Source organism: Cytobacillus sp. GQ23 (assembly GCF_059758675.1).
Map to the genome: position 1 here is coordinate 174785 of NZ_JCAXER010000006.1, position 10604 is coordinate 185388.

Below are 10604 nucleotides of genomic sequence, written 5' to 3' on the forward strand. Positions count from 1 at the left end.
TTCTCCTTACGTATTAAAAAAGGGAGGTTCGTAACCTATCCCTTTTTTAATATAACATTTTATCCAAAATAGAGATATTTGTATTAAAATGGAAGAGTTTCAGCGATATGACAGCTTGCAAAATGATTATCTGAAAGCTCCCTGAGAGCAGGTTCCTCTCGCTTGCATATTTCTGCAGCAAAGGGACAGCGTGTATGGAATCTGCAGCCTCCAGGAGGATCAATCGGTGATGGAACATCTCCTTTTAAAATGACACGGTCCCTTTTTAAAGTTGGATCCGGAACTGGAATAGACGAGAGCAGCGCTTTTGTATACGGGTGAAGCGGAGAATCGAACAAATCTTTTTTCTCTGCAATCTCGACCACTTTCCCCAGATACATCACCATAACCCGATCCGATATATGCCTGACGACACTAAGATCATGAGAAATAAAAAGAAAGGTCAATTTAAACTGCTTTTGCAGCCTTTTTAATAAATTGAGAATTTGTGCCTGAATGGATACATCCAGCGCAGATACCGCTTCATCACATATGATTAATTTCGGATTAACGGCCAATGCTCTGGCGATTCCAATACGCTGGCGCTGGCCGCCGCTAAATTCATGCGGATATCTGTCAAGTGATTCTGGGGGAAGTCCAACATATCCAAGCAGTTCCAGCATTCTATCCTTTCGCTTTCCTTTTTCAACCACATTTTGTATGGCCATGGCTTCATTCAAAATCTGCTTAACCGTCTGACGGGGATTAAGAGAAGCAAAAGGATCCTGAAAAATAACCTGCAATTCACCTCTAAGTGCTCTCATTTCCTTTTTATTTAACGATAAAATATCTCTTCCCATAAAAAGGACTTTTCCATCAGTAGGTTCATCAAGCCGTAAAATTGCACGTCCCGTTGTTGATTTCCCGCATCCGGACTCCCCGACGATGCTTAATGTTTCACCTTCAAAAAGCTCAAATGAAATGTCGTCTACCGCCTTTACAAATGCTTTTGGCTTGAAGATTGAGTCTTTTTTAACCGGGAAATATTGTTTTAATTGATCTACCTGCAGGATGATCTTTTTTTCTGTGGCCGTATTCATGTTAGACAACCCCCTCTTTATCTCTTGTGCCAGTCCACTTGTCGGTATATTTCCAGCATCGTACTTTAATATCTTCAGAATAGGAAATCAGATCAGGCTGCTGTGCAGTACATATTTCTTCCGCGTAAGGGCATCTTGAGGCAAATCGGCATCCGGCCGGCATATTGTAGGGACTCGGAACATTGCCATCTATCGTAATTAATTCTTCCTGATCTTCATGTATTTTAGGCAGTGAGTTCAACAGTCCTTGTGTATAAGGGTGCTTTGGATCAGCAAATATTTGCTCTGTTGAAGCATGCTCGACTATATTGCCCGCATACATTACGGCTACCTTATCACATGTTTCTGCCACTACTCCCAAATCGTGGGTGATCATGATGACACCCATTCCTATTTTTGTCTGCAGCTCTTTTATCAGCTCCAGTATTTGTGCTTGGATGGTAACGTCCAAGGCGGTCGTTGGTTCATCCGCTATTAATACCTCTGGTGTGCATGCAAGAGCCATAGCAATCATGACACGCTGGCGCATCCCTCCGCTCAATTGGAATGGCTCTAGTTTTGCTCTTTTTTCAGGAGAGGGGATCCCAACCATTTTCAGCATTTCAACTGATTTATCCCAGGCAGCTTTTTTTCCTAACCCTTGGTGCAGCCTCAATGCTTCTGCAATTTGTTCCCCGACAGGGATTACAGGATTTAGGGAAGTCATGGGCTCCTGGAAAATCATGGATATTTCATTCCCTCGGATTTTTCGCATTTCATCCTCTGGAATTGCAACTAAATCTCTTCCTTTAAATAGAACGGAGCCCCCGGCAATTTTCCCCGGTGGAGAAGGGATAAGGCGGAGAATGGAGAGGGAAGTCATACTTTTCCCGCATCCGGATTCCCCTACAATTCCCAGCGTTTCCCCTTTATGCAGGGTAAAATCGATGCCATCAACCGCTTTGCTGACTCCCCGCTTTGTTGTGAAATGGGTTTTCAGCCCTTTTACTTCAAGTATTGGCTTGTTCTTTTCTATCATATCCAGTCACCACCCTTAATTAAGTTCAATGCGTTTATTAAAGAAACGATAAAAAACATCTACGAATAAATTCACCACTACGAAAATGAGCGAGGCAAATAATACTCCTCCCTGGACCATTGGCAGGTCCCGCATTCTAATAGCATCGACAATCATTCTTCCCAGACCATTAATGGCAAAGATTGATTCCACCAGTACGGTACCTCCAAGGAGTGCGCCAAACTGCAGCCCGACAACCGTAATCACTGGAATCAGTGCATTTCGCAGTGCATGTTTATAAATAATGATTTGCTCGCGAAGCCCTTTGGCACGTGCTGTCCGGATATAATCCTGACGAATAACTTCCAGCATGCTCGACCGGGTCATCCTTGCGACAATTGCTGCTCCTCCTGCTCCAAGAGTTATAGCCGGCAAGATGACATGCAGCAGACTGTCCCACCCTGCTACAGGCAAAACTTGCAGCTTCACAGAGAAGAAGTACATAAGCATGAGGCCAAACCAGAAGCTTGGAAGGGATATTCCCAGCAGTGCAACAAGCATGACGCTGATATCGGTCAAAGAATAGGGCTTAACAGCTGAAATAATACCTGCTGCCATCCCCAGTACAATCGTGATAATGATGCTAAAGAAGGCAAGTTCAATCGTAATCGGCAATCTTACCAATATTTCATCTAGAACAGGCTGGCTGTTTTTTAAGGAGACGCCTAAATCCCCCTTAAACACATTTGTTAAGTATTCGAAGTATTGGATATATAAAGGCTTGTTCAATCCAAGCTGTTCACGAATAGCTTCAATTGTTTCCTTTGAAGCGCCTTCACCGGCAAGAAGTACTGCAGGATCCCCTGGTACGAGCTGCATTATGAAGAAGACAACAAAAGTAACTCCAATAATAACCGGGATGGTCTGAATAATCCGGCGCAATATAAACATCAGCATAGATGGTACCTCCTCATAGCTTTTATTTTTTCATCCGAGGGTCAAACGCATCACGCAGGCCATCACCAAAAATATTAAATCCAAGAACTAAAATAGAGATGGCAAGACCCGGAAATAGGGCGATATATGGTGCGGAGAATAAGAAATCCCTCCCGCTGCTGAGCATGGTTCCCCATTCAGGTGAAGGCGGCTGGGCACCAAGGCCAAGGAATGATAATCCAGCTGCTGACAGAATGGCAGTCGCCAATCGCAGAGTACCTTGAACAATAATGGGTGAAAGAATATTCGGAAAAATATGCTTGAAAATAATCACAAAGTCAGTAGCTCCAAGGGATCGGATTGCATCAATATATTCAAGCCGCTTTACTTCTAATGTAGATCCGCGGACAATTCGCGCAAATAAAGGTACAGAAAAAGCTCCTACTGCTATGGTCACATTAATAAGGCTTGGACCCAGTGCTGCAATAATGGCCAGCGCCAGAAGGATCCCTGGGAATGCAAGCATTACATCCATCATCCTCATGATAATGGTGTCAACCCATTTGCCATAATACCCGGCTACAAGGCCGAAAATAATTCCGAAAAAAGCTCCGAATAACACAGCAGCAAATCCGACCCCCATGGATAGTCTGGAGCCATAAAGTATCCGGCTAAAAATATCTCTTCCTTTATCATCTGTTCCCATCCAATGGTCTGCAGATGGGGGAGTCAGCTTATTTTCCAAATCAATGTCGTATGGACTATATGGAGCCAGCAGCGGTGCAAAGGCCGCCATTAATAGATAAACAAAAATAATAATGGCCCCAGCCAGTGCAGCTTTATTTTGCATCAATATAGAAAGAAAATCTTTTATTCTGGAATCCTTAGAGCTGCTCCATGTCTTTACAGCTATTTCCTGCTGCTCTGTTTTTACTTGAACTGTCATCTTAATTCCCCCCTAAAATTTTTTTACTAGAAAAAGAATGAAAATCTATATTCCTCCTTTCAGCAGAAAGACTGGATTTAGAACGTTTAGTTAAAATTATCAAAATTCACTGTAAAGTAAATATTTTTTAAAACAGTTGTCAAAATATTTAAAAATGAAGTAAATATTCTGTAAATATCTAAAAGCATCATCTTCTATAATGCAGATAAGCATTTACGGAGGGACGGTGAACATTGAATTTATTACCGGAGTTATTTACTGAAAAAGGGGAGAGAAAAATGAAGAATGATAGAAAGCACTTTCGAAAGGGAATGCTGCTGATTTTCTTAAGCATCATAATGGTGCTGTCAACAGCATGCTCTACACAGACAAAAACAGAACAGAATGCAGGTACTGGATCCGAAGGGAAAAAGGATGGGGGCACCTTGACAGTTGTCCGTCTATCAGATGCAACAAAATTAGATCCTCACTTTATAACTGACATTCCGTCAGCAAACGTTATTTATCAAAAAGTATATGAAACTTTAGTAGAACCTGATAAAGATATGAATATTCAGCCGCTGCTGGCAACAGAGTGGAATGTCATTGATGATAAAACCTGGGAGTTCAAACTAAAAGAAGGCGTAGCCTTTCATGACGGCACACCGTTTAACGCTGACGCTGTGAAGGCCACCTTTGATCGTTTGCTGGATCCAAATACCGGATCGCCTCAGCGTGAGAAATTCGCGATGATTAATGAAGTAAAAGTTATTGATGAATACACAGTACAATTTTTGCTTGATTATCCATATGCTCCACTGCTTTCTATTCTTGCAAGCAGCGAAGGAAGCATCATGAGTCCAAAGGCATTGGCCGAAAATCAGGAGACACTTGCAGAGAAACCTGTAGGGACAGGCCCGTTCGTTTTTAATGAATGGAAATCTGGTCAGGAAATTTCCCTGAAGAAGAATGAAAACTATTGGGGAAAACAGCCAAGCATCGATGAGGTTGTTTTTAAGGTTGTACCAGAAGACGCGACCCGGCTGGCTATGATTGAAACCGGGGAAGCACATATTAATGATCAGGTGCCTGTTACAGAAATTGAGAGAATTGAAGCTTCTGAATCAATGGGACTTCTCCGGGCTGAGGGGCTTGCAGTTGAATATATTGGATTTAACACGAAGAAAAAACCATTGGATGATGTTAAAGTCCGTAAAGCAATCAGCCATGCTGTTGAGAGAGAAGCGATCATTAAAGGGGTTTATAACAATGTGGGTACACTTGCAAATGCAGCGATGAGTCCAAAAGTGTTTGGACACAGTGAAAAGGTTAAGCCCTATGATTATGATTTAAATGAAGCGAAGAAATTGTTAAAAGAAGCAGGGTATGAAAACGGACTAAAGCTTAAATTACTGACAAGTGATAGAAAAGAGCGCATCAATATGGCGGAAGTCATTCAATCGCAATTAAAGGGAATTGGCGTTGACGTAGATATTCAAGTAATGGAATACGGAGCATATATCGATACGATTGATAAATCAGAACATGATTTATTTATCGGCGGATGGGGAAATGCCACCGGTGATGGTGATTATAATCAATATAATTTATTCCATACTGCTTCACAGGGGCCTCCTGGAAACCATTTCTATTACAGCAACCCAGAGGTAGATAAAATTATCGAAGAAGCACGCAGAGAGACTGATGAAGCAAAACGGAAGGAACTTTACGAAAAAGTAATGCAAATGGAATTAGAGGATGCGGTTTATATTCCAATCCGGAACTATGAGCATATGGCTGCGCACAGTAAGAACGTAAGCGGCTTTTGGCTGAATGCTGCCAATTATTTAATGATTGATGAAGCCGTTATTAAGTAAATAAGATGAGGATCTTTTTTCAAAGATTGTAGTTCTTTGATTATGATTTCTGCCCGTTGATTTCCGCTGCAGGCACGCAGCGAACCCGCGGGGAGGAATGCGATCCTCCCGTAGGAGTCATGTGCCCTCCGCTCCAATCAACTCAGCGAATTTAACTAAGGAATGAAAAAATTACAAAATTGACGAAAACAGCCAGAATTAAAATGAAGCAAAAGTACTTTTCCTTCATTTTCAATATTAAGGAGGAATCAGGATGACAGCTCTATGGATTACAAATGTTCGGCTAGAAAAAGGATTTATCTATGAAAATGAACAAATTACAGGCACAAGGACAGAGATTTGCCACTTGAAGATCGAAAATGGAAAAATTGCGGAAATTTCACAGCTAGCCCCAGATTCTAATAAAAAACAGCTTGATGCAAACGAGAAGCTTCTGCTTCCTTCTTTAAGAGATATGCATATTCATATTGACAAAACCTATTACGGCGGACCTTGGAAAGCCTGTACACCTATCACAAATGGCATTTTCACCAGATTGGAAGAGGAAAAGGAGCTTTTGCCAAAACTTCTCCCAACTGCACAGGAGCGTGCAGAGAAAATGATAGAGCTGTATTTGAAAAATGGCCATACCCATATTCGCACACATTGTAATGTTGACCCTGTAATTGGCCTGAAGAACCTGGAGGCTACTGTCAATGCACTAAAAAAATATGAAGATGTCCTAACATATGACATTGTTGCGTTTCCGCAGCATGGACTTCTGAGAAGCGGTTCTGTTCAGTTAATTCGGGAAGCTATGAAAAATGGTGCCACCTTAGTTGGCGGTGTGGATCCTGCTACCGTAGACCGAAATATTGAAAGGTCCCTTTATACCATTTTTGACATCGCAGCAGAGCATGATAAGGGAGTCGATATCCATCTTCATGACCCTGACTCGCTGGGAGCTTTTACATTTGAGAGAATGGCAGATTATACAAGAGAAGCAGGCATGGCTGGCAGAGCAACGATTAGCCATGGAATTGCTTTAGCCGACCTGTCCGTAGAAGCATTGGCAGAGATGGCGGCAATATTAAAAGAGCAGGAAATTGACGTGACAACTACTATTCCAATTAATCGTACAACGATCCCGGTTCCTGCCCTTGATCACTATGGTATCCCCGTTTCTGTTGGCCATGACAGCTTAACCGATCACTGGTCCCCGTTTGGAACAGGAAACACTATACAGAAACTGGGTACCCTTGCGGAAAGGTTCCGAATGATTGATGAATATTCTTTATCATCAGTCTTGAAGTTTGCAACCGGCGGTATAACTCCCCTGAATGAAGCTGGTGAAAGGATTTGGCCAAAAGTCGGCGACGATGCAACGATGATGCTTGTTGATGCGACATGTTCAGCAGAGGCAATTGCAAGGAGAGCACCGGTTGAGTCGTTATTTTTCAAAGGCAATAAAGTTGAAAGCAAACGAACTGAACTAAACATTATAAATTCATAGCTTAAGAGCAAAAAGGAGGATTGAGCAATGCCTGCGTCCCATTGGTTAACAAACGTTAAGCTTGAAACTGGATATCACCAGGATGAAAAAGGAGTTTATACAACAAAAACTGAATTATTTCATTTGAAAATTGAGGATGGAAAAGTAATAGAAAAACAGGGCAGCACATATGAAATTCCGAAAAATGAACGTAAAGTGGATGGAAGAGGCTTCTTGGCGCTGCCAACATTTAAAGAGATGCATAACCATCTTGATAAGACCTATCTTTCCCTTGATTGGAAGGCATGCAGGCCGGTCAAAAATTTAGAGGAACGTTTAAGATATGAAGCAATGGAGCTTGAGGAACTGGCGCCTACAGCCAGACAGCGGGCAAGCAAAATGATTGAGCTTCTCCTCTCTAAGGGGTCAACTCACATTCGCACCCATGTAAATATTGATCCTTATATTGGCCTGAAGAATCTGGAGGGCGTAAGAGAAGCATTAGAAGACTATTCCGATAAACTGACATTCGAGATTGTCGCTTTCCCTCAGCACGGTCTTTTAAGAGAACATGTCATTCCTCTCATGAAAGAAGCGATGAGATCTGGAGCCAGCATTGTAGGTGGTCTTGATCCTGCAGGAATTGACCGCAACATTGAAAAGTCACTTTATGAAGTCATGAATCTGACTGCAGAATTTGATGCAGATGCAGATATCCATTTACATGACGGCGGACATGCCGGTTTATATACAATTGATAAATTTGCTGAAATGATAGAAGACGCAAAGTGGCACAATCGCGCTGCTGTAAGCCATGCATTTTGTTTAGGGGAAGTGCCGGTTCCGAAAGCAGAAGAAATGGCGGAAAAATTGAATGAGCTTGGCATGTCGATCATGTCCACTATCCCTATAACAAAATCTCTTCCGCCAATTGATCTTTTGGACAGGAAAGGTGTAAACGTTTATCTGGGATGCGATGGTTTCTATGATTCATGGGGGCCTTTCGGGAATGGTGATCTGCTGGAAAAAGCAGCGAGATATGGTGAGCTTTATCGTAAGAGCGATGAAATTTCTCTGGCACAATCATTAAAATGGGCCACTGGTGGTCCTGTTCCGTTAAACAAGGATGGAGAAATGAATTGGCCGCTTGTGGGAGAAGAAGCAAACCTCGTACTTGTCAATGCTTCGTGTTCGGCAGAAGCAGTAGCGAGGACTCCTAAGAGAGAAGCGGTAATGTTTAGAGGAAAGGTTGTCGCGGGACAGTTGTCATAAATACGTTTCCTGGAATAAATCCCATATTTATTGGAGGATCATATGTTAAAAATTGAAGATAGCCTTGCGTTATTCGAAGCAGCAAAAAATGGTGACCTTGAATGTTTGAAAGCCTTTATAGAGAACGGCATTAATATGAATCTGCAGGACAAGAAAAAAAGAACGGCTATTTTAATTGCTTCGATGAATAAGCATTATATGTGGTTCGTTATCTGGCGGAGTCAGGAGCAGACATTAATCTTCAAGATCAAACCAGCTTAAATCCATTTTTATATGGATGTATACATGGAGATTTAAAGTTAGTAAAAATAATGATTAGCGCCGGGGCTGATATTAACCTGTTAACGAGATTTGGCGGTGTTGGCCTTACTCCGGCCTGCGAAAAGGGACATATAGAGGTGGTCCGGGAGCTTTTAACATCTACAGACATTAACGTAAACCACACCAATTATTGCGGATGGACACCTTTGATTGAAGCGATTGTTTTAAATGATGGAGGGAAAACCCAGCAGGACATCATAAAACTATTGCTGGAACACGGGGCTGATCCAAGCCTTACAGATAAATATGGTGTGAGGCCAATTGAGCTTGCCAGAAGAAAAGGATACAAAGAAATAGAGGATATTTTATTTACAGCTAGTATAGAGTAATTAGAAAGAATTAAAGAAATCCCTTTCTGTTTTATAGCAGAAAGGGATTTCTTTGAGTATCAATAATGGCCATGATAAAAGCAAAGTACCTGCAAAAAAACTAAAGTTTAAAAGTTTAATTAAGCAGGGAAGATATAGGAAAGGATATTCAATTAACTGCGAAGAAAATAGTAGCATTAAGGATAAAGACAGGAGGAAATGCAATGAATACAGATATACAAAAAGAAGAAAACCGTTTTTTTATGAATGATGAAGAAGGGAATATGCTAGCTGAAATAACGTATTTTCCAAGCGGTGATTCTGTCATAACTATAGAACATACATATGTAGATGACTCCCTGCGCGGTCAGGGCATTGCAGGAAAGCTTCTGGAAAGCGTTGTTCAGGAGGCGCGCAGCAAAGGATATAAGATTGTGCCTGCCTGTTCATATGCCAAAGCTGTTTTTGACAGAAAGAGCGAATATCAGGATTTGCTTGCAAACTAAAGGAGGGTTTCTGAATGGACGCAAAAATAACAGAAGTAAATGGAACATCTATTTCATTCTATGATGAAGGCCAGGGAAAGCCGGTAGTATTGCTGCATGGATTTTGCGGCAGCAAGGATTACTGGGCGAAGGTGATTCCATTATTGGCAGAGGACTTTCGCGTTATTGCGTTTGATCTTCCAGGGCATGGAGGCTCAGAGCTGCCAGAGGGTGAACCTACTATTGAAAACATGGCTGAAGTGATTAAAGGGGCAATAGATGAAATGGAGCTGGATGCCTTCTCTCTTTTCGGCCATTCATTGGGCGGTTATGTAACCCTTGCATTTGCTGAAAAATTTGGGGAGAAGCTGAGTTCATTTGCTCTTATCCATTCAACAGCCAGCCCGGATTCTGAAGAGGGGAAAAAGGGAAGGGATGTAGCTGCTGGTAAAATTGATAAAGAGGGAATGGAATCCTTTATAGATGGACTCGTGCCTAAGCTTTTTGCACCAGGAGAGAAACATCCGGATGAAATTCAATTGGCAAAGGAAATTGGCTATCATACAAAAGCCGAGGGTGCAAAGGCTGCCCTGAAAGCAATGAAACAGCGCGGCGACCGCAGCCATGTCCTGGAAAATACAAGGCTCCCAGTGTTAATTATTGCTGGAGACCAAGATCAGATAGTTCCCCCTGATAAGTCTTTTGCAGCTAAAGGGCCTGCTATCAAACAGGTGACCATTAATGGTGCAGGACATATGAGCATGTATGAAGCACCGGAAGAACTGGAAGATGCCATTAAAAAATTTTTGGAAGAATGATTTTTAATCGGACTGAATGAAAACAAAGTACTGTTATGTTAGGGCAAGGAGAGTACAGAAAATAATTAGATTGCAATGAATAAAGCTCCTTTTCAATCCGAAAAGGAGCTTCTTC

At 41.9% G+C, this 10604-nt stretch carries 11 protein-coding genes; 7 read left to right on the plus strand and 4 right to left on the minus strand.

Features of this window, described 5'->3' with window-relative positions; all coding sequences use genetic code 11:
* Positions 1 to 83 precede the first annotated feature (83 nt).
* From AC6CHU_RS07335 to AC6CHU_RS07350, 4 genes are read right to left on the minus strand one after another with little or no spacing between them, the layout of a single operon-like run.
* A complete protein-coding gene (locus AC6CHU_RS07335; protein ID WP_251283197.1) occupies positions 84 to 1079 on the minus strand; it encodes an ABC transporter ATP-binding protein in 996 nt (331 codons plus the stop codon).
* A gap of 1 nt (position 1080) precedes the next feature.
* The gene (locus AC6CHU_RS07340) at positions 1081 to 2097 is read right to left on the minus strand and encodes an ABC transporter ATP-binding protein (protein WP_498120999.1); all 1017 of its coding nucleotides are present in this window, start codon (positions 2095 to 2097) and stop codon (positions 1081 to 1083) included.
* 15 nt (positions 2098 to 2112) lie between these two features.
* Entirely contained in the window at positions 2113 to 3033 is a 921-nt protein-coding gene (nikB, locus tag AC6CHU_RS07345) for a nickel ABC transporter permease (protein ID WP_159861941.1), read from the minus strand.
* Between the two features lie 22 nt (positions 3034 to 3055).
* Positions 3056 to 3958, minus strand: coding sequence for an ABC transporter permease (locus tag AC6CHU_RS07350; RefSeq protein WP_251283195.1), 903 nt, complete (start codon positions 3956 to 3958; stop codon positions 3056 to 3058).
* A 278-nt stretch (positions 3959 to 4236) separates the two neighbouring features.
* Between AC6CHU_RS07350 and AC6CHU_RS07355 the strand changes: the two genes are divergently transcribed.
* The 7 genes from AC6CHU_RS07355 to AC6CHU_RS07385 all read left to right on the plus strand — a co-directional run bounded on the left by AC6CHU_RS07355 (position 4237) and on the right by AC6CHU_RS07385 (position 10489).
* A complete protein-coding gene (locus AC6CHU_RS07355) occupies positions 4237 to 5814 on the plus strand; it encodes a glutathione ABC transporter substrate-binding protein (protein WP_251283194.1) in 1578 nt (525 codons plus the stop codon).
* Between the two features lie 253 nt (positions 5815 to 6067).
* A complete protein-coding gene (locus AC6CHU_RS07360; protein WP_159861938.1) occupies positions 6068 to 7306 on the plus strand; it encodes an amidohydrolase family protein in 1239 nt (412 codons plus the stop codon).
* Between the two features lie 27 nt (positions 7307 to 7333).
* The gene (locus AC6CHU_RS07365) at positions 7334 to 8557 is read left to right on the plus strand and encodes an amidohydrolase (protein WP_251283193.1); all 1224 of its coding nucleotides are present in this window, start codon (positions 7334 to 7336) and stop codon (positions 8555 to 8557) included.
* Positions 8558 to 8599: 42 nt separating this feature from the next.
* On the plus strand, positions 8600 to 8818 hold the full coding sequence (locus AC6CHU_RS07370) for an ankyrin repeat domain-containing protein (protein WP_498121002.1): 219 nt from the start codon (positions 8600 to 8602) through the stop codon (positions 8816 to 8818).
* The gene (locus AC6CHU_RS07375) at positions 8758 to 9207 is read left to right on the plus strand and encodes an ankyrin repeat domain-containing protein (RefSeq protein WP_498121003.1); all 450 of its coding nucleotides are present in this window, start codon (positions 8758 to 8760) and stop codon (positions 9205 to 9207) included. The genes AC6CHU_RS07370 and AC6CHU_RS07375 overlap by 61 nt, the downstream gene beginning before the upstream one ends.
* Before the next feature lie 203 nt (positions 9208 to 9410).
* Positions 9411 to 9692: a GNAT family N-acetyltransferase gene (locus tag AC6CHU_RS07380; protein WP_159861935.1), complete on the plus strand. Its 282-nt coding sequence runs from the start codon at positions 9411 to 9413 to the stop codon at positions 9690 to 9692.
* Positions 9693 to 9706: 14 nt separating this feature from the next.
* Positions 9707 to 10489, plus strand: a complete 783-nt coding sequence (locus tag AC6CHU_RS07385) for an alpha/beta fold hydrolase (protein ID WP_498121005.1) — start codon at positions 9707 to 9709, stop codon at positions 10487 to 10489.
* The last annotated feature ends 115 nt before the right edge of the window (positions 10490 to 10604 follow it).